This window comes from Streptomyces sp. HNM0575, from assembly GCF_012726265.1.
In the GTDB taxonomy this organism is placed as follows: domain Bacteria; phylum Actinomycetota; class Actinomycetes; order Streptomycetales; family Streptomycetaceae; genus Streptomyces.
In genome coordinates, this window is record NZ_JAASAG010000001.1 from 749,560 (window position 1) to 768,830 (window position 19,271).

The following is a 19,271-nucleotide window of genomic DNA, read 5'->3' on the forward strand; positions in this document are numbered from 1 at the left end:
CCGAGCGAGCGCGTACCGGGACCGTCCGGGGACCGCCCCCGCCCGGGGCCCCACCAGCGACTGCCCCCGTCCCGTCCCGCCCCCGGTCCGCCGAGGTCTGCCCGTACCCGCCCGGGTCGCCCGTTTGTGGCATGCCGTCCCGCCGCGGGCGGCCGGGCGTACCGCTGCTCCCGGCCGTGCGACCCGCTGCTCCCGGCCGTGCGGGCGCCCCGCACCGGCCTTCCGCCGTGCCCCGCCCCGAGGTGCGCGGCACCGTACTCGGGACGACTCTGGAGCCATGTTGACGCTGGGCCACCTGACCGAGGGTGAGCCGCCGCTGCTGCGGTGGGCCAGCCTGGGCGACGCGCCCGACGACCCGGGCAGGGTGGTCGAGAGGATCACGCACTGCGGCCCGGACGGTCCGCCCGTCGGCGAACGTACGCAACGCGTCCTGATCGTGACGTCCGCCGACGACGGCCTGGAATGGGTGCGGCTCCGCGCGGAGGACGCGGCGGGAGTCGTCCTCTGCGGCACCGGCACCGGCTCCGGCTCCGGCTCCGGCACCGGCTCCGGCTCCGGCTCCGGCACCGGCACCGGCGCTCCCGCTCCCGCCCCCGGCGACGGCGCCCGCCGGACCACCACCGCCGGCACCGCGGGCACCGCCGCACCCGCCGGCACCGGAGCGGTGACGCCGCTCGGCGCTGCGAACGGCGTGCCCGACTGCGGCCTCGTCCCCGTGCTGACACCCCTCATCCCCGGCGGCCCCGTGCGCGTCGCCGAGGCCCTCATGGGCGCCCAGATCGCCAAGCTCAAGTCGGAGGTCCGGCAGGTCGAGACGTACGCGAACGTCGCCGCGCACGCGATGGCGGAGGGCAGCGGCCCCGATCGCGTACTGGAGTGGATCTCGCGGGAGGCCGGTTCCGGTGCCCGGGTCGCGGTCGTCGAGGGCCACCGGGAGCAGGACTGGCCGCCGGAGGTCGCCCGACAGACGCCGCTGCTGCGCGAGCTGGTACGGGGACGTGAGCGAGGTCCCGTGCGCAGCAGCGTGCAGGGCCGTTACGTGGAGGTCTGGCCGGTGGGCGTGGGGCCGCCCCACCGGCTGCTGATCGCGTCCCGCGACGAACCCTGGGGCGGGCGCGGCCAGTTCGGCCTCGAACAGGTCGCGGTGATGGTCGCCGGACTGCTGCGGGAGGAGGAGGTCACGGAGCGCGAGCGCCGCCTCCACGCGGCCGTGCAGGCGGCGCGCACCTCGGCGTTCCAGTACCTGATGGTGGGCGACGTGACCTCGGCGGGCCGCGCCGTGGAGCCGCTGGCGCCCGGACTGATGGCGGCGGGCGTCGTACAGGTCGCGGTCGTGGAGCAGTCACCCGGGGAGGACCGCACGGAAGTGGCGGCGGAGGTCGAGGAGACGCTCCAGTGGTCGCGGGCGCTGACGGTGCTGTGTCCCGTGGACGACTCCCAGATCATCGTCATCTGGGACGGTACGCAGGCACCGGTGCAGACCGTGCTGGAACCGGTCGCCGAGGCCGACCCCGACCGCGCCGTCGGCGTCAGCGGACGCGGTCCGCTCGAACACGCCGCACGCCTCTACGGAGCGGCCGCCGTCAGCGTGGAGGCGGCGCGGCGCACCCCCGGGGGCATCGCCGTGCACGACGGGCGGCCTCCCCTCGCCGAACTCCTGGACGCCTCCGCACGCGCATGGGCGCGCGGCCTGCTGTCCCCGCTGGAGCGCAACCTCGCCGCGACGGAGCGCCGGCGCCTGCTGGAGGTCTGCGGCGCGGGACTCGCGATGGGCGCACAGGGCGCCGGACAGCTGCTCGGCATGCACCGGGCCACCGTCAACGCACGCCTCGACGAACTGACCGCGCGCGTGGGCCTGGACCGTGCGCTGCTGGGCGACCGGGCGAAGCTGGACCTGGCGATGCGCCTGGCGGACCTTCCGCCTCCGGTGCCGGGGACCGCGCCCGCCGGGGGCGTACGACAGGTGCTCGACCGCGAGGGCGGCTCACTGTGGGGAAACGGAGTGCTCTCCGAGCTGCCGCCGCGGCTGCTGTCCGCCCTAGTGACCTGGATCCATCACGAGCTCGACACGGAGGAGACGGCACGGGAGCTGGGCATCTCGCCGAGCACGTTCGCCGGGTGGCTGCGGGAGGCAGGAACGCTCACGCATCTGCCGCTGCGCAAGGATAGACCGGGCGCCGTCCACGAACTGCTCTGGGCGCTCTACACCACCGGCCGCGTCCGGCCCTCCGCGGTGACGGGCAGCGAGGACGAGGCGCAGCGCGCCGGTGAGCGGCGCGGAGGCGGGCCGGGCGGAGGGGAACCGGGCGGAGGTGGGCCTGGTGCTGGTGGGCCGGGCGGAGGTGGGCCTGGTGCCGGCGGGCCGGGCGGCGCGGATCAGCGCGCGGAGGCGCGGGCCGACGAGGAACGGGCTGCCGGGGAACGGGCCCCCGGGGCGCGGGCCGACGAGGAACGGGCTCCCGGGGAACGGGCCGCCGGGGAGCGAGCCGCCGGGGAGCGAGCCGAAGGGGAAGAGCCCGCCGCGGCGGGCACGGACGGCTTCGGCCAGCCCCGCACCGACAGACCCCATCCCGCGCGGCTGTACGACTACTTCCTCGGCGGCCGTACGAACTACGCCGCCGACCGGATCGCGGCCCAGCACACCGTCGAGGCCGCCCCGTCCGTCGCCGTCATGGCCCGCGAGGACCGCGCCTTCATGCTCCGGGCCGTCCGCAGCCTGGCGGGGCAGGCGGGCGTTCGGCAGTTCCTCGACCTCGGCTCCGGCATCCCGACCGAGCCCAATCTGCACCAGGCCGTCCAGTCCGAGGTCCCGGCCGCCAGCGTCGTCTACGTGGACGAGGACCCCGTCGTGCACGCCCACGCCCAGGCCCTGCTGACCGGCAGCCCCCCGGGACGCACCGCGTTCCTGCGGGCCGACGCCACCGACCCCTCCCGCGTGCTCGACTCCGCCGAGGTACGCGACGGCCTGGCCCTCGACCGGCCCGTGGCGCTCTCCCTCGTGGGCCTGCTGCCGTTCGTCACCGACGACCGCGAGGCGAAGGAGATCATCGGAGGCTTCACCGCCGCGCTGGCCCCGGGCAGCTTTCTGGCGCTCACCCACATCACGGGCGACTACGACCCGGAGGGCGTCGAGGCGGTCTGCGACCAGTACGAACGGCTCACCGGCGTACGCATGGAGCCCCGCAGCCGGGCCCGGGTGGCGGCGCTGCTCGACGGCCTCGACCTCGTCGAACCGGGCATCGTCCTGGTGCACCGCTGGCGCTCCGACCGCGCCGAGGACGACCGGACCGACGACGCCCGGGTGGGTTCGTACGGGGCGGTGGCGCGGATCCGCTAGGGACCTGGCGGCACGACGGGCGGGGCCGACGGGCCGCATGGCGGAAGCACGACGGGTGGAGCGGGCGGGGTCCGGTCGTACCCGGAAATCCGGTACCGCCGGTCGCGGGCCGGCTGCAAGGATCGAAGTCCCGGCCGCACCCTGGAGACACAGGAGCCAGCCCTTGCACCCCGCCACGCCCCGGCATCTGCGGGCCGACTGCGCGAACTGCTTCGGCCTGTGCTGCGTCGCCCTCCCCTTCGCCGCCTCCTCCGACTTCGCCTTCGACAAGGAGGCAGGCGTCCCCTGCCCGAACCTCCGGGAGGACTTCCGCTGCGGCATCCACGCCCGGCTTCGCGAAGAGGGCTTCCCCGGCTGCGTCGCATACGACTGCTACGGGGCGGGCCAGAAGGTCTCCCAGCTCACGTTCGGAGGCCGGGACGGGCGACGCGACCACGTCGGCTCCGGTCGCGACGGCGGTGATGGCGGCGGCGGCGGTGGCGTCGGCTCCGGTCACGTCGGTGGCGCGGGCGACCCGGGCGCGATGCGGCTGATGTCGGAGATCTTCCCGGTGATGAGGCAGCTGCACGAGCTGATGCTGTATCTGACGGAAGCCGCGGAGCATCCCGACGTGCGGCAGCCGCTCCGCGGCGAACTGCGGCGCGCACTGCGGGACATCACGCACCTCACCCACGGCACCGCCGACCAACTCGCCGCCGTGGACGTGTGGTTCCAGCGCGACAAGGCCAACGTGCTGCTGCTGCGCGCCAGCGAACTCGTACGGTCTCGGCTGCCCGGCCCCCGACGGGACCACCGGGGCGCCGACCTCACGGGAGCCCGCCTCGCCGGCGCCGACCTGCGCGGAGCCTCGCTGCGCGGGGCCCGGCTGATCGCGGCCGACCTCGCCGGTGCCGACCTGCGCACGGCGGATCTGACGGGAGCCGATCTGCGCGGCGCGGATCTGAGCGGCTCGGACCTCACCGGAAGTCTCTTCCTCACCCAGCCGCAGCTCGACGAGGCGAAGGGCAATCCGTCGACCCGGATCCCCGAGGGAGCCGTCCGTCCGGCGCACTGGGAGGGACCCCGGTCCCGGTGAGGGCGGCGGGCGTCCGGACCCGGCAGCCCACCGCCCGTACGGGGACGTACCCACGAAGAATGAGCCGAGCCCGAAGCCCGGAGGCCGAAGCCCGGAGGCCGAAGCCGGGAGGCCGAATCCCGAGGGTCGAATCCCGAGGGTCGAAGCCGGGAGGCCGAAGCCCGAGCCCGAGAGGCGAAACCCGAAGGTCAGCCGCAGCAGCCGCCACCGCAGCATCCGCCACCGCCGCCGGCGGGTGCCGCGCTCGCGGCGGGCGCGGACGCGGCGGAGGAGCCGCCCACCGCGACCGTCGACAGCAGCTTCACCGTGTCCGCGTGCCCGCGCGGGCAGTCGGCGGGCGCACCGGACTCGGCCATGGGGCGGGACAGTTCGAACTGCGTGTCGCACTCGCGGCACCGGTACTCGTATCGCGGCATGCCCGAATGCTATCCGGCGCGCCCCGGCGCCGCCGCTCGCCGCCGACGGGAAGGACCCCGAACCCGACGCCTCCGCCCCGGCTCCGTGTCAGTGGCCGGTCGCCCGCTGCTCACGGATCTGTTCGACGACCCGCTGCACCGTCTCCTTCACCGCGTCCAGCTCGGTCAGCAGATGCCAGTAGTCGGGATGACGGCCCGTCAGCCCCGCCACCGCGCGGTCCACGCGTGCGACGGCGTCGTCCAGCGGCTCCGCGTGCCTCGGGTCGGGTGTGCTGCGGCCCGCCATCGCCAGCCGCTGCGCGTCGCGGATCGCGAAGCGGGTCTGCTCGACCTCTTTCGTCTGGTCGAAGGAGACCTCGTTGAGCCGCTGAAGACGGTCGCCGGCGGCCTTGATCGACTCGTCCGCGGAGTTCAGCAGCGCCCGCACCGTCGACAGCTGCGACGTCGCGTCCGCCCAGCGCTGCTCGTCCCGTGCCTTGCGGCCCTCCGCCAGCTTCTCCTCCGCCTGCCGTACGGAACGGGCCGCCTGCTCCGGCACCTGCTGGAGGTCCTGCCAGCACGCGGCGCTGAACCGGCGGCGCAGCTCGCTGAGCACCGGCTCGACCTGGCCCGCCCTGGTGTGCAGCGCCTGCGCGCGAGTACGCAGCGAGGCGAGCCGCTTGTCGGTCTCCGCGGCCCGCTCGGGCAGGCGCTCGGCCTCGTCGCGTACGGCCTCCGCCTCGCGCACGACGCGGTCCGCGCGGCTCAGCGTGTCCTGCACGCCGTGGCGGGCGGCGCCCTCGTTGAGCTTGGTCAGCTCGGGGGAGAGGGCGGCCAGGCGCCCGGCGAGGTCGTCGGCCTTGAGGCCGGAGTCGCGGACGGCGTCCAGCGCGTTCGACGCCGCGAGCAGACCCTGCTTGGCCCGCTCGACGGCGGGAGCGAGCCGCGCCAGCTGCGTCTCGGCCTGCGACAGCAGCGGACCGAGGCTCTCTCCGAACCGCCGCAGCTCGCCCCTGACCCGCTCCAGCTCCTGCCGTGCCCGGTCCAGCTCGGCCCGCGCGCGGGCGGCGGTGCCCGGCGCCAGCTCGTCGCGGTCCAGGTCGTGGGCGTCGACGACGGTGATGTACTCCTGGCTGACCTGGTCGATGCGGGTGCCGAAGTCGGCGAAGTCGGAGACCGCCTTGCGGGCGGCGGGGGAGTCGTCGACGGCGTTCAGCGTCTCGATGGAGATGCGCAGGTCACGCTGGGCGGTGTCCAGCTCGTAGAAGGCCTCGGCCGCGGCGTCCTTGGCTGCTTGCGCGTCGGCACGCTGATGTTCCGCACGGGCGCCGCCCCAGCCCCAGCGGCGGGTGCCGCCGCCGTTCATAGCCGCCACCGAACCTCTCCCCGCGTCCCCACGTGCCGCGTCAGCGCGTACCGCTTACGCGATCGCCGGTCATTGTCCCACCCTGTGCCAACGAACACACGAGCAAGTTCGTTCAACGATACGTGCAAGCGGCACGGAACGATTCACGGGCGATCACGGGGGCGCCCGCGGTGCCCGGCGGCCGGAAGTGTTTGCGCCGACCGGCGCGGAACAAGGTAGTCTGTGGCCTCGTTCGGGGCGCATAGCTCAGCGGTAGAGCGCTTGCCTTACAAGCAAGATGTCACTGGTTCGATCCCAGTTGTGCCCACTCCCAAGCCGCACGTCGAAGGCCCGCCGCATCATCGCGGCGGGCCTCAGATGTGCACTGCGTGTCTAACTGAGTGACTACGGTTCCTGAGTACCAGGTCGTATCGACAGGGGCGAGCGGTTGCGGTCAGGCGAAGGAGGTCCGAGCCCCGGGCTACCGTGGGCCCTGCTGGGAAGCCGGTTGGGAGGAGCTGGACCGCGGGTCGGTCTATCTGCCGGTGCCGCCCATGGAGTGAGCGGCTGTCACGTGTATCGACGCTTCTCATTCCGTGGTCGGGTCGAGTGCCTTGCTGGCTACCTTGGTGAACGTGCCGATCGCGATTCGGAATTCGTCGGTCAATCCGCCTGACCAGGTTTCGTCAACACCGCTGAGTTCCAAGCTGAACGCGTACGCGGACAGATCGCGTAGCACTTGCCGCCGACTGTGCATTGACTTGCTTGCGGTTGTACGCCGAGGCGAGCCACGCGCCGCCCAGCGTCAGGAGGCCGGTGACTGCGGCAATCGCCAGGTTCGACGTGTTCTCATCCGTGGCGCATGATCTCCGAAGTCCGGGTGCTACACGGCGAGTTGTCGCCAGGCCCGGGCCCGGGGCGAACGGCATGTCTCGACTGGGTGCGGCAGGCGTGCCGACCTTCGGTCGTGGGCCAAGGGGCGGGTGCTGAGGGCTTCGTGAGGTCGTCCCAGTGGTGGAAGACGGTGGCGAGGTTTCTGCTGTGCGGTGCGGGCGGGGATCATCGCAGGCTCCTGTGCTGCTCGGTGTGCGGTGATCTCGCTTATGGGGCGCCCTGGTCTGGCCGGACTGGTAGGCGCCTCTTCGTCGTGTCGGGCTATTCAGCTGATGTGGGTCGACGTGCAACTGTGCCGGGCCGGACGGCATCTTGACTGTCATGAGTAGAGCGTTACTGCGGCGCCAGCGCCGCTCGGCACCTGCACCTACCAAACTCGACAAACGGCGTGCTCGTGCGAAGCGCGGACGCCAAGTCAAACGGATGCGGTGCAACGGCCTGTTGGCGCTCGCTGCGTTGGTGCTCTTCGTCGTTCTGCCATTGGGAGTGTGGAAGGGGCCGTACCTGCTCGACGGGCAGTACCTCAAGACCGAGTCAATCGGTGAAGGCGCTGGTTCTGCGGCACTGGTGACGGGTCTGCGGACGGCGATGGTCACATGTGCCGCGTCGATCGGAGCGGGCATCGCGTTGTTCTACACGGCCAGCACCTACCGGTTGAATCGCCGGGGTCAGGTCACCGACCGCTTCACCAAAGCACTGGAGCGGCTGGACTCGGAGAACGTCTACACCCGTGTCGGCGGCATCCTCGCCTTGGAGCAGATCGTGCGGGATGCACCGGGGCAGGCTACCGACGCTGCCCGTGTGCTCGGGCACTTCATTCGGCACATGCAACCACGAGCCTCGGAGGCGCGCCCTGACCCGGACGTGCAAGCCGCGTTGACCGCGCTCACCCGCCCCGAGAGCCGCACGTACGTCGACCCCATGGAAAGGCTCGACCTCTCCGATCTCTCGTTGGTCGGCGCCAAGTTGTACGGTGCTGACCTCACTGACGCCGATCTGACAGACGCGAATCTCAGCGGCGCAGTGTTGGCACATGCGGACCTCACGGGCGCGCTGCTGGAGGGTACGAACCTCACCAGTGCCGCGCTGCTGGGAGTTGATTTCAGTAACGCCAAGCTGGTCGCGGCACGTCTTGAAAACGCCTTCTTGGCCGGGGCGACCTTCACCAACGCCATCCTGCGCGACGTCGATTTGAGCGGTGCCATGGTAGTGAGCGAACAGTTGCTCCTGGCGCATTCGCTGGACGGGTGCCGCCTGCCGCCGAAGATGGAGCGCGACCCGAGTGTTGTGGCACGTTGTCGATAAGGCCGTGAGGCGCAACGGGAGCGTTGATGACGGCGTCGATCGAAGCTCCTCCTTTTCAAAGATTCGGTTCATGGCGATGGCACCGCTCTGCAGGACGGGCCGGATCTGCTTCCTGTGCACCACCTCGGTGACGCTCGTACTCCTGTGACCCACAAGCCGCGAGATCTCCTTCACAGGGATGCCGCTATCGGAGAGGAGCGACACGAAGCTGTGTCTCAGCTCGCGAGGTGTCCCCGGTCAGCGTCCACACCAGGGGCGTCACGGAGAACTGTCCGGAAGACCCTGCGGAAGTTGCGAGCAGCTAGCTCCGTCCCGACACGCGAGGCGAACACCAAGCCCTGCTCCTTCCACTTGCCTTCAGCTCGCTCACGCTGTCGCTCCTGCCTCTCTCGGTGCTGTACGAGAACGTCGACGCAGCGAGCGGGCAGCGCGACCGTGCGACGGGACCTACGCGTCTTGGTATCCCCACCGACCCGTACGGATCGCCAAACGGCCATGTGCGGAGGCACAGGAGGAACCGCCTTCGGATCGCCAGTGAGGAGTGAGAGCACGATGTACGCGTGAAGTGCCTTGCCTTCAGCAGCCGTCAGCACGGCACGGGCCTGGTCGAGTGTGAGCCCGTCACGTCAAGGGAGTTGGGGTGGGGGCTAGCGGCTTGCGTTGTGTGGTGTTCGGGGTGGGTCCTCTGTTTTGCGGCGGAGGGTGTAGGCCGCCAGCGTGCCGAACGTGAACAGGGCCAGTACGGAGACCGCTGTGCCCAGCCATGTGGTGCCCAGCCAGCGGCCGCCGAAGTAGCCGAGGCTCACGCTGTAGGCGGCCCACGTGATCCCCGCCAGCGCCGACCACGGGACGAACTCCTTGGCGCGCCGGTGAGCCGCGCCCGCCGTGAGGCTGACCACGGAGCGCCCGGCCGGTGCGAAGCGCGCCAGCACCACCAGGGCGCCACCGCCGCCCGCGAGGGCCTCGCCGAGCTTCTCCTGCGCAAGCCTCAGCCGGCGTGAGCGGGAGAGGGCGCGGTCGAAGCGGTGGCCGCCGCGTCGGGCCATGCGGTACGCGACGAGGTCGCCGAGGACCGAGGCCGTGGCCGCGCACAGCACGAGGGCGATGATCTCCGGGAGGGGCGCCGCCTCGGCGGCGTGGCGGGCGTGGCTGGGGAGGTTCGCGGCGTCGGCCGCCGTGGTCCCGGCGAAGGCGGTGGCCGCGGCGACGACGAGGACGCCGCTCGGCAGCACCGGGACGAAGACGTCGAGCAGCACCGAGGCCGCGATCACCCCGTACAGCCATGGGGATCCGGTCACGGACCCCAGGATCTCCAGCACCGCCGTCCCCCGTAACCTTCCCGCTCGCCGCGCCGCTCCGTATGTGTCGAACCCGTCCGTCCCGGCTGTCGAGCCGTGAACCGGATCAAGCCGGGTATCGGATCAAGATTCGTCCCAGCGTACGCCCGCGGGTGACGGACGTGGCCGCCGAGACGTGCGGGATCGATCTCGGTCCTGTCTCGGGGCGGTAACGGGTTTCCGGGGAGGTCGCCGGGGGTTTCGGAAGCGGAACTCGCAGCGGATGCGAAGCGGAGCGACGGCGGTGCGGGAGCGTCCTGCCGGCGGTCCGGGGCCGGACCGCCGGCGGCGCCGCGAGCGGTCAACTTCCGGTGGGCTGCGCCGTGTTGGAGGTGGGCGCCGGCGGTGTCTGCGCGGGGACGAGCGTACGCCGCAGCACCTGCTCAAGGCGCGAGCGGCTGCCGGGCGCGGGGCCCTGCCCCGGCCCGTGCCCCACGTCGGGGACGCCGCCCGGACCCTCGGTGCCTTCGGGCACCGGCAGCGCCTGTTCGAGCAGCAGCTCCGCCGAACGGCCGCGCAGCCGCAGCGTCATGAGCTGGTTGCCGAACCAAGGGCCCCCGGAACGCTTCCACTTGAGGGCCGGGCGTCCCGTGCGTCCATGGCGTGCGAGCGCGCGGCCCAGCGTCCTTCCGGCCCGGCTCCAGCCGAAGCGGAACCCGGCGCGCATCACAGCCGGGATGCTGTTGTGCAGGGGCGAGCAAGTGAGCTGCATGACCCGGGAGTTGACGGGGCGGGCGAAGTGCGGCTCGGTGATGTACGCGTGGTGGACGTCGCCGGAGAGCACGCACACCGTCGACGGTGCCCCGCGGGCGCCCGCGACCTCCTCGACGAGTCCGGTCAGCGCATCGAACGACTGCGGGTAGGCGGCCCAGTGCTCCAAGTCCGCGGCGCGGCGCATCCGTTCGCCGATACGCGCCCAGCGCTCGCCGCGCACGCCGCGGCACAGGGCGGCGTTCCACGCCTCGGCGTCATGGATCGCGGGAGGGAGCAGCCACGGCAGGGACGTGCCGAGGAGGAGATGGTCGTAATCGCCGCCGCCCTCGCGGCCGATGCCCTCGCCGCCAACACCAACACCAACACCAACGCCGATGCCGCTCTCGCCGCCGCCGTCCCCCGTTCCCCCTTCCGTCCCCGTGAGCATCTGCTCGCGCAGCCACGTCATCTCCTGCTTGCCGAGCATCGCGCGCTGCTGCTCGTCCAGTACGCGTGCCGCCCGGGTGTCGACGATCAGCACGCGCGTCCTGCCGAAGTCGCGGCGGAAGCTCCAGCGCGCCACGTCGGGGTTCGCGTCGGCGCGTTCCACGAAGTCGCGCAGCAGCCGCGTGCCGTCCCCGGCCTCCCGTACGGCGGCGAAGACGGGGTCCTCGGCCAGCTCGCCCGGCGAGAGGTTGCCCAGGTGCTGGTAGACCCAGTACGAGGCGAGCCCGCCCAGTATCCGTTCGCGCCACCAGCCGGTCGCGCGCATCTCGCTGCGCCAGGCGTCGCTGGTGTTCCAGTCGTCTATCACGTCGTGATCGTCGAAGATCATGCAGCTGGGGACGGTGGAGAGCAGCCAGCGCACCTCCGGGTCGGCCCAGGACTCGTCGTACAGCAGCGTGTACTCGTCGAAGTCCGCGACCTGGCTCCACGGCGGCTGCGACAGATCGCGCCTCGCGGCGAGCTTCTCCCGTACGGCCTCGGAGGTCTCGTCCGCGTAGACCTGGTCGCCGAGGAGCAGCAGCACGTCGGGGCGCTCGCCGCCCGCGATGGCGCGCTGGGCGAGGGCGTCGACCGCGTCGGGGCCCACCGGGTCGTGGGAGCTGGCGGAGGGGCGGGCGGCCCAGCGGCACGAACCGAACGCGACGTCCACGGCGCCCGTGCCGGGAGCGGGGGTGCGGATCGTGCTCGGCGGGAGCGCGGAACCGGGGAGGGGCCAGACCTCGGTGCCGTCGAGGAGCAGCCGGTAGGCGGTCTCGGTGCCGGGTTCGAGCCCGACGACGGTGATCAGGGCGTAGTGATGGCCCGCGATCTGCCAGGTGTGCGCGCTGCCGCCCGCACTGCCGGGAGCACAGCGCACCTCGGCCTCGCACGGCCCGTCGGCCTCGATCCAGATCGTCGCCGTGTCCTCGTCGACGTAACGCAGCAGCGGTCCCAGGCGCAGCCTGCCCATGGAAGTTCTCCCTCCGTCGCCGTGCACGCTACGGAACGACCAGGGCAGCAGGCGAGTTTCCGGCGGGGGAAAGCGGCCAGTGCTGCGTTCGGGGTCCGGGTTGCGGGCTCCGAGCCCGGTTCCCGAACTCGGGTCCCGGGTCCGGTTCCTAGTTCGGGTCCTGAACTCAATTCCCGGACTCGGTTTCCGGACCGCACGCGCGGAGCACCGCCCCGGAGTCTCCTCGCGCCCTCCGTGGAGGGACGGGATCCGGAGCGGTGCTCCGCGCGGTTCTCGCTTCTTCGGGCTTCTCTCCGGTCCTCTCGGCTTTGCTCGGCTTCGTATGGACGCGGGTCGCTTACCGGCTACGCCGCTTACCGGCTACGCCGGGTACGGGGCCCGGCGCCGGTCAGCAGGTGCCGAGCGCCTTGGTCAGGGCGTCCTTCTCCGCGGAGTCGGCGGTCATGCCGTAGGTGTCCTTCACCCAGATCCACATCCGCGCGTAGGTGCAGTGGTAGCCGCTCTCCGGGGGCATCCACTCGGCCGGGTCCTTGTCGCTCTTCGACTGGTTCACGTTGTCCGTGACGGCGAGCAGCTGCGAGATCTTCAGGTTGTTGGCGAGCTCCTGGCGCTTGTCCTGCGTCCAGTCGCTGGCGCCCGAGGTCCATGCCTCGGCGAGCGGCACCACGTGGTCGATGTCCACGTCCGAGGGCTTGGTCCACTTCCCGCCGTCGTACGGGCTGGTCCAGGTCCCGCTCGTGGGGTAGCAGTCGCTGCCCGTCTCCACGCCCTCGCCGTCCCGCTTGAGCACGGCCTCGCGTGTGTCGCACGAGTCGCCCTGGTCGATCCAGTGCGGGAACTTCTCCCGGTCGTAGCCGTCCATGGAGCCCTCGGCCTGCTCCTTGAGCCCGTCGAGCATCGTCTTCGCCTCGGAGGCGCTGGGCGGCGAGGGCGGCTCGGCCTGTGCGGGCGCGATACCCGTGGTGAACATCAGAAGGGCGGCGCAGGGAGCGGCGATTGCGGTGATTATGACCGACTTGCGTCGACGCGCGTAGAGCTTGGTGCGTATGCGCTTCTGCATACGAACTCCCTCGTTGTGGGGGGATATTGCGAGACGTGCGCTCGTGAACCGATGGTGGCGGTGGCACGTTGCCGGGAGGCAGGCGCCAAGTAACAGCGTGACGACGTGTTCACGTCACATCAAGGGCTCGGTCACAACTCGCGGCCGACCACGGCCTCTTCCGCGCCCCGCGCGCGAGACCGCGCGCTCGTCCGCACGCCTCCGCGCGCCCGTCCACAGCGCGGCCGCCGCCCGTAACCCGCAGCCCTTCAGTACCCCGTCAGCAGCCGGTCCCCGGAGGGCCCCCACCCTGCCGGAGCCGATCGCGTGCGGGCGCGGGCGTCGTCTAGCCTTGCGGGCAGCAGAAGGGGAGTAGCTCTTCGCCGGACCGTCGACATACCGGGCGGCCTCTGGTCTGCGGCCGTCGCGGTCTCACCGTGGCGCCCGCCGGCCGTGCGGTCCGCCCCGGCGCCCGGAGCGCGGCACATCCCGTACGGGCGGCGCGAGTTCGCGGCCGGTACGGGGCTGCGGCGCCAGTGAGACCTTCGGCCAGCAGTCCGTCGTCCCGTCATGTGCGTACGTCACGACTCGTTCGTGCCTCACAGCAGGCCACGTTCGTCACGTCGCGTCACGTACGTCATGCATCGACGCTGCCGTGCCGAAGCGTGCTCCGCGCCGGTGCGGCGGCCCGTCTCGAAGGAACCGTCAGTGATCAGCCTCTCCGTCGCGGTCGTCGTCTTCGGCGTCGTCTTCCTCGCCGAACTGCCCGACAAGACGGCCCTCGCGGGCCTGATGCTCGGCACCCGCTACCGCGCCCCGTACGTCTTCACGGGTGTCGCCGCCGCCTTCCTCCTGCACGTCGTGCTCGCCGTCGCCGCGGGAAGCGTGCTGACGCTTCTGCCGCACCGCCTCGTGCAGGCCGTGGTCGGCGTGCTGTTCCTCGCGGGCGCCGCGGTGCTGCTGCTGAAGAAGGACGAGACCGAGGGCGAGGGCGAGGGAGAGGGCGAGGAGGGGGCGGGGACCCCGGCGGGCCGGTCGTTCTGGAAGGCGGCGGGCAGCGGGTTCACGCTCATCCTGGTCGCCGAGTTCGGAGATCTCACCCAGATCATGACCGCCAACCTCGCGGCACGTTACGACGATCCGGTCTCCGTCGGCCTGGGTGCGGTGCTGGCGCTGTGGTCCGTGGCGGCCATCGGGATCCTCGGCGGACGTACGCTGATGCGCTTCGTGCCCCTGCGGCTGATCACGAGGGTCGCGGCGCTGCTGATGACCGGCCTCGCGGCGTTCAGCCTGTACGAGGCGGCGGTGGGCTGAGCGCCTCGCAGGGGTGTCGGGGAAGAGCTGCGGTGCGTGCCCTTCCCCGCCCGGCCGGGAGGGCGAACGGCCGTCCCGGCGGGGGCAGTTCGGCCGTCGCCGGGACGCCCGCGGGGCGGTGCTCTACTGTGATGCCCTTCCGCGGCGCTGCGATCGGCGCACAAGCGTGGAAGCCTCGGCAAAACCACAAATCGACCACGGGGGGAACTGTGCGTGTCAACGGACGTGTGGGCAGGGCGGCGGGAGTGCTCGTACTGGCGCTGAGCGCGGCGGCGTGCGGCGCGGGTGCGGACTCGCATCCGGGCGCGGAGGGCGGGGGCGCGAAGGAGAAGGGGAAGTCCGTTCCCGCGCGGCCCCTGCCCGTGGAGGGCGGCAAGCGCACGGTCACCTGGACCGACTTGAAGCACAGATCGCACGAACTGGAGGCCGCTCCCAGCGAGTTGGCGCGCGGGTCGGTCTCCGACCTGGAGAACGTACGGCTCGACGACGAGCTGAAGGGGAAGGTGCCGTACTACCTCACCGTCTCCTACACCAACAAGGGCAGCACCCGTCTCGAACGCCCGTCGCCGGAACGGGACTTCCTGCTCGCCTCCGCCGACGGGCAGCCCGGAAAGCCGATATCGGTCTTCTCCTCCGCGCTCTCGCAGGACTCGGGTCTGCCCGACGCCTGCTCGAAGGGCGCTCCGGAGTCGCTGGCCCCGGGCGGTGAGGCGACCGTGTGCCAGATCTTCATGATGCCGGGGAATCTGGCCCCGGCGGCGGTCTCCCACATCGGCCGGGACGCACAGGGGAATGAGAGCGACCCGGTCATCTGGAAGGCGGGCGGCTCGGGAAACGGAGCCGGAAAGGGTGCCGGAAAGGGCGCCGGAAAGGCCGGACTCCCCGGCGGAATACTGGAGTTGAAGAAAACCGGCCGGTCGGCCGTGCAGGACGCCAAGCGCCGCAACGTGAAGGTGGAGGTCGCTGCCCAGAGCATCCGTCCCGGCAAGGTGGCGGATCTCGGCCGTTTCGAACTCGACCCGGACGAGAAGAAGCAGGTCCCGTACTACGTCACCGTCGAATACCGCAACATGGGCTCGAACGAACTGCTGCCGCAGATGAATCAGAAGACGGAATTGCGCGCGGTCAGCGGACGTTCGGCACGCCGGCTGAACCTCATCGACCTCAGCGGCGAAGGCCTCGCCCAGTGTCCCGACGCGAAGCCCGACGGCCTGGTGAGGCCGAAGGCTTCGGTGACGGAATGCTCCGTCTTCATGCTTCCCAGGACCGATTCCCCGGCCTCGCTCGTCTTCACCGGCGAGGGCAAGGCCGCGAAGACGGTCACCTGGCGGGCCCCCTAGCACGCCGACCAGCACGCCGACCAGCGCGCCGAGAGGGCGTGAACTCCCCCTTCCCGTACGGCATTTCACTTTGCCGCGCCCGCCGCCGCCTTCTTCTCGCGGGCCTTCCCGGTGAGTTGCGCCATATCGCCGTGAAGACCCGCCCGCGGTACGGGCGGAATGACCCTCGTCACCCTTCGCACCTCATTTCGGATAGTGGTCGACCACTCGCCCAGGGACCACGTAAGGTGCACGGCTGGACAGTCACTGGCGATTCGGGCTGCGTCGGCGCGTAAAGGGCGCGGCGGCGGGCCCAGGGGAGGGGCCGGGATGACGGCGCATAGATGCTGCCCTGAGTGCGGCGCGGAGTTCACTGCCGACGGGGGGAAGTTCTGTGGCTGCGTGGGCCCGTTCACGGCCGAGCACGTCGATCCGATGCACATACGCCCGTACGTCGACCTGCCGGAGCCCGTGAACGAGGGGGCGGGCACGCCCGACCTCGAACCGTTCGCGCGCTGCGGACTGGGCGAGACCGCGGAGCTGCCCACGCTGCGCCGTTACGACGTCGAGGGCGATGGCGAGGGCTACGGCGAGGCGCACCAGGACGAGCGGGGGTACGAGCAGGGGTACGAGCGCACCGGCGAGCCCACCGGGATGGACGCGACCGCCGCCTTCGCCGCGTACGGCCAGGACGGCGCCACCGACGCGACGCCCGTGCGCCGTGGTGGAGGCCACCGCCGCCGCAAGGGCCCGGGCGCCTATGCGTACGGACGCGACCAGGAGGCCCGCAAGCGCCGCGGACCGGCGCGGGTGGCCCTCGCCGCGGCCGGCGTGGTCGCCGCGCTCGGCGCCGGACTTCTGACGACGCAGACGCTCACCGACGACGACGGCGGCGACGACCGCAGCCTCAGCACGGACGACACCGCCCTCCCGGACCTCAGCGGCCGTCCGACGAAGGACCCGTCCCATACGGAGGAGAAGCGCTCCAAGAAGCCCTCCGAGAAGCAGAGTTCGCGCGAGAGCTCCGCGAACTCCCGGGCCGCCCGCGACAGCAGCCGGCACACAGACCGCGCCCCCGTGCCCGCACCGCCGGGCACGTCCTCCTCCTCGGCTTCCTCGGCGCCCGGCACTCCCGGCGAGTCGGACGGCCGCGACGGGGGCCACGACCAGGGCGGCGACCACGACCGCGACCGTGACCGGCCGCGTCCCCCGCAGGACTCGACGCAGCCGGGCGGCGAGACGCTGCGGGCCGGTGACAGCGGCCCGGAGGTCGCCGAATTGCAGCGGCGCCTCAAGCAGGCGGGTGCGCTGGACGAGGGCGCCCCGGAGGACGGCGTCTACTCGCAGCAGGTCCAGCAGGCGGTCGCGCAGTTCCAGTCGTGGAACGACGTGCGCGGCGACGAGTCCGGCGAGTACGGGCCGGACACGCGCCGTGCCCTGGAGTCCCAGACCTCCGGCTGAGCGGCCCGGGTGGCGTTCCCCCGCATCTCTTTGTACCGTGATGAAACAAAGTGGTCCCGCCCGTTTCCCCTGCGCCAGGCTGTCTGGCCCGAGGGTCCCCTGACCGGCGGGCGGGACCACCTTGGTTCTGTCTCCGTACGCGAGGGAGCCCGCACGCCATGCCGACCCCCCAACCGCCCCTCACCGCCCGCGGACTCCTGCTCGACATGGACGGCACCCTCGTGAACTCGGACGCCGTCGTCGAACGCGTCTGGCGCGACTGGGCCCTCTCCAAGGGCGTCGACCCGGCCGCGGTGCTGCGCATCGCACACGGCCGCCAGGGTCATCTGACGATGGCCGACGTCTTCCCCGACCGCCCGATGGAGCTCAACCACGCCGAGAACGAGGCCCTACTGGCCCGCGAGACAAGCGAGTTGGACGGCGTCGTCCCGGTCGCCGGCGCCCACGCCTTCATGGCCGCCCTTGTACGCGTACCGCATGCGCTGGTGACCTCCGCGGACACCGGCCTGGCGACGGCGCGTATGCGCGCGGCGGAAGTGCGCATCCCGGACGTGTGCATCACCGCCGAGCACGTCAGCGCGAGCAAGCCCGACCCGGAGGGCTTCCTCAAGGGCGCGGCGGAGCTGGGCCTGCCGCCCGAGGACTGCGTGGCCTTCGAGGACTCCGGCGCGGGCGTCGCGGCGGCGCGGGCCGCGGGCATGCGGGTCGTGGGGGTCGGCGCGCGGGCTGCGGAGTACGACGTGACGGCCCACGTCCTCGACCTCACCGGGCTCACGGCCGAGCCGCTGGCGGACGGAGTCCGCCTGGAGTTCCGGGCGTGAGCGAGGCTTCGAGGAGTGAGCGCGGCTCAAGGCGTGCCCGCGGCTCAAGGCGTGCGCGCGGCTTCAGGCGTGAGCACGGCTCGCGGGCTGAACGCCGCTTCGAGGGCTGAGCGCCAAGGCGAGCGCCGAACGGTACGACCGGACTGAACGGCGTTGAGCGGCACGGCACTGAACGCTGCCGAGCGGAGCGGTACCGAGCGGAGCGGTACCGAGCGGAGCGGTACCGAGCGGCGCTGAGCGGGCGCGTCAGGGGCGGGTGGCGCCGTGCGCCTCACCGGGTTCCTCGCCGGGCACCTCAGCGGACGCGGGCTCGCGGCGGAAGAGGGCGGTCCAGAGGAAGGGTTGGCCGAAGTACAGCGAGCCCTCCGGCTCGTCGCGCATGCGGCGCAGCTCGACCTCCGTGAGACCGGAGAAGATCCGCCGCAACGCCTCGGGGGTGTAGGCGAGGCCGCCTTCCAGGCCGGGCTGCGGGCGCCGGTACAGCTCCGCGTCCCCGATCTCGCAGCCCGTCCCGCCCTCGCCGGCGGCGAAGCAGGTCAGCCCGAGATGGCCGCCGGGCGCGAGGACGCGGTCGAGCAGCGCGAGGTAGCTGACGCGGCGGTGCGGCGGCAGGTGGTGGAAGCAGCCGGAGTCGTAGATCAGGTCGTAGGGGCCCTCGATCGCGGTGCCGGGCGCGAACACGTCGCCGCACACGAACCGCACCTTCGCGCCCGCCTCTTCCGCCCGTTCCGCGGCCCAGGCGATGGCTGTGGGCGAGAGGTCGACGGCGTCGACGTCGAAACCGACGGCGGAGAGACGAACCGCGTTCCGGCCGGGACCGCAGCCCAGATCGAGTGCGCGTCCGGGCCCGGGTCCGGGGGTGACGAGCCCGCGCTCCACATACGAGACCAGGTTCTCGTCGGGCTGCGGAACGAAGAACGGCACGTCTATCGCACGGTTCGCGTAGAAGGCGTCCCACCAGGGGGCCGCGGCGGCAGTCCAGCGGTCCGCTTCCGGCTCGAACAAGCCGTCCAGCAGGCCGAGTACGTCCTCCACGCTGCGGATGTCACGGTCCATCGACGACGCCCCCTCACGGTCCGTGCACGATCCTAGAGCCGCCGCACGGCCCCTGACCCGGCCTTCCGGATCCGGCTGTGCGCTGCCGTAACCCCGGGTCGGAGCGGGCCTGTTGGGCGCTCGCCGTCTCTCCGTCGGCGCTCCGTTTCCGTTCACCACGGAAGCGGGAGCTCCCGCCCGTGCTCCGCCCGCGCATGCCTGCGCAGCCGCACCCGCGCATCGGTCTCCGCGCTCCGGTCGTACTCCCGGGCGGCCTTGTCCACCTGCCCCAGCAATGCGGCACACGCCGGGCAGTCCCGTGCGGCCTTCGATTCGTCACTCATGTCCGACATGCACGGATGTTCGCGCGCGCGGGCGCGGTCACGTGTCAGGTGCCCTTGGAGCGTCGCCGGTTGGCGTCATTCGGGTGTCATGCGGTGCCCGC

The 19,271-nt window shown here is 72.1% G+C and carries 14 protein-coding genes, 1 tRNA gene and 1 pseudogene; 8 read left to right on the forward strand and 8 right to left on the reverse strand.

All coding sequences use genetic code 11. The features are described 5' to 3' along the window. Positions 1-277: 277 nt before the first annotated feature. Positions 278-3,337 (forward strand): SAM-dependent methyltransferase, encoded by a 3,060-nt coding sequence (locus HCC61_RS30455; RefSeq protein ID WP_240968357.1) that lies wholly within the window; start codon positions 278-280, stop codon positions 3,335-3,337. Positions 3,338-3,500: 163 nt separating this feature from the next. After that, positions 3,501-4,412 (forward strand): pentapeptide repeat-containing protein, encoded by a 912-nt coding sequence (locus HCC61_RS03070; protein WP_240968359.1) that lies wholly within the window; start codon positions 3,501-3,503, stop codon positions 4,410-4,412. A 188-nt stretch (positions 4,413-4,600) separates the two neighbouring features. On the opposite strand, the gene HCC61_RS03075 is transcribed toward HCC61_RS03070, so the two are convergent. Both HCC61_RS03075 and HCC61_RS03080 read right to left on the reverse strand, forming a co-directional pair. Then, entirely contained in the window at positions 4,601-4,828 is a 228-nt protein-coding gene (locus HCC61_RS03075) for a zinc ribbon domain-containing protein (protein ID WP_169133621.1), read from the reverse strand. Between the two features lie 88 nt (positions 4,829-4,916). Further along, positions 4,917-6,173, reverse strand: a complete 1,257-nt coding sequence (locus HCC61_RS03080; protein WP_206322071.1) for a hypothetical protein — start codon at positions 6,171-6,173, stop codon at positions 4,917-4,919. Positions 6,174-6,408: 235 nt separating this feature from the next. Here HCC61_RS03080 and HCC61_RS03085 point away from each other — a divergent pair. Further along, positions 6,409-6,480 (forward strand) — tRNA-Val (locus HCC61_RS03085). A 1,007-nt stretch (positions 6,481-7,487) separates the two neighbouring features. Further along, the gene (locus HCC61_RS03095; protein WP_169133624.1) at positions 7,488-8,351 is read left to right on the forward strand and encodes a pentapeptide repeat-containing protein; all 864 of its coding nucleotides are present in this window, start codon (positions 7,488-7,490) and stop codon (positions 8,349-8,351) included. A 57-nt stretch (positions 8,352-8,408) separates the two neighbouring features. On the opposite strand, the pseudogene HCC61_RS30460 reads toward HCC61_RS03095, so the two are convergent. The 4 genes and pseudogenes from HCC61_RS30460 to HCC61_RS03110 form a co-directional block, all read right to left on the reverse strand. After that, positions 8,409-8,968: pseudogene (locus tag HCC61_RS30460) on the reverse strand (tyrosine-type recombinase/integrase); the annotation flags it as partial. Positions 8,969-8,998: 30 nt separating this feature from the next. Beyond that, on the reverse strand, positions 8,999-9,670 hold the full coding sequence (locus HCC61_RS03100; protein ID WP_169133625.1) for a VTT domain-containing protein: 672 nt from the start codon (positions 9,668-9,670) through the stop codon (positions 8,999-9,001). A 319-nt stretch (positions 9,671-9,989) separates the two neighbouring features. Beyond that, positions 9,990-11,837 carry an alkaline phosphatase D family protein gene (locus HCC61_RS03105; RefSeq protein WP_169133626.1) on the reverse strand — a complete coding sequence of 616 codons (1,848 nt, stop codon included), beginning with the start codon at positions 11,835-11,837 and terminating at the stop codon, positions 9,990-9,992. A gap of 388 nt (positions 11,838-12,225) precedes the next feature. Continuing rightward, complete coding sequence (locus HCC61_RS03110) at positions 12,226-12,807, reverse strand: HNH endonuclease family protein (RefSeq protein ID WP_240968447.1); 582 nt, start codon at positions 12,805-12,807, stop codon at positions 12,226-12,228. 777 nt (positions 12,808-13,584) lie between these two features. On the opposite strand from HCC61_RS03110, the gene HCC61_RS03115 reads away from it, so the two are divergent. From HCC61_RS03115 to HCC61_RS03130, 4 genes are all read left to right on the forward strand, one after another. Further along, positions 13,585-14,190 (forward strand): TMEM165/GDT1 family protein, encoded by a 606-nt coding sequence (locus tag HCC61_RS03115; RefSeq protein ID WP_169133628.1) that lies wholly within the window; start codon positions 13,585-13,587, stop codon positions 14,188-14,190. Between the two features lie 209 nt (positions 14,191-14,399). Next, positions 14,400-15,530 carry a hypothetical protein gene (locus tag HCC61_RS03120; protein WP_169133629.1) on the forward strand — a complete coding sequence of 377 codons (1,131 nt, stop codon included), beginning with the start codon at positions 14,400-14,402 and terminating at the stop codon, positions 15,528-15,530. A gap of 381 nt (positions 15,531-15,911) precedes the next feature. After that, positions 15,912-16,970, forward strand: coding sequence for a peptidoglycan-binding protein (locus HCC61_RS03125; protein ID WP_169133630.1), 1,059 nt, complete (start codon positions 15,912-15,914; stop codon positions 16,968-16,970). A 158-nt stretch (positions 16,971-17,128) separates the two neighbouring features. Then, complete coding sequence (locus HCC61_RS03130; RefSeq protein WP_169133631.1) at positions 17,129-17,791, forward strand: HAD-IA family hydrolase; 663 nt, start codon at positions 17,129-17,131, stop codon at positions 17,789-17,791. Positions 17,792-18,037: 246 nt separating this feature from the next. Here HCC61_RS03130 and HCC61_RS03135 read toward each other — a convergent pair whose 3' ends face one another. Both HCC61_RS03135 and HCC61_RS03140 read right to left on the reverse strand, forming a co-directional pair. Then, positions 18,038-18,847, reverse strand: coding sequence for a class I SAM-dependent methyltransferase (locus tag HCC61_RS03135; RefSeq protein WP_169133632.1), 810 nt, complete (start codon positions 18,845-18,847; stop codon positions 18,038-18,040). A 152-nt stretch (positions 18,848-18,999) separates the two neighbouring features. Next, entirely contained in the window at positions 19,000-19,170 is a 171-nt protein-coding gene (locus HCC61_RS03140; RefSeq protein WP_169133633.1) for a hypothetical protein, read from the reverse strand. Positions 19,171-19,271: the final 101 nt, after the last annotated feature.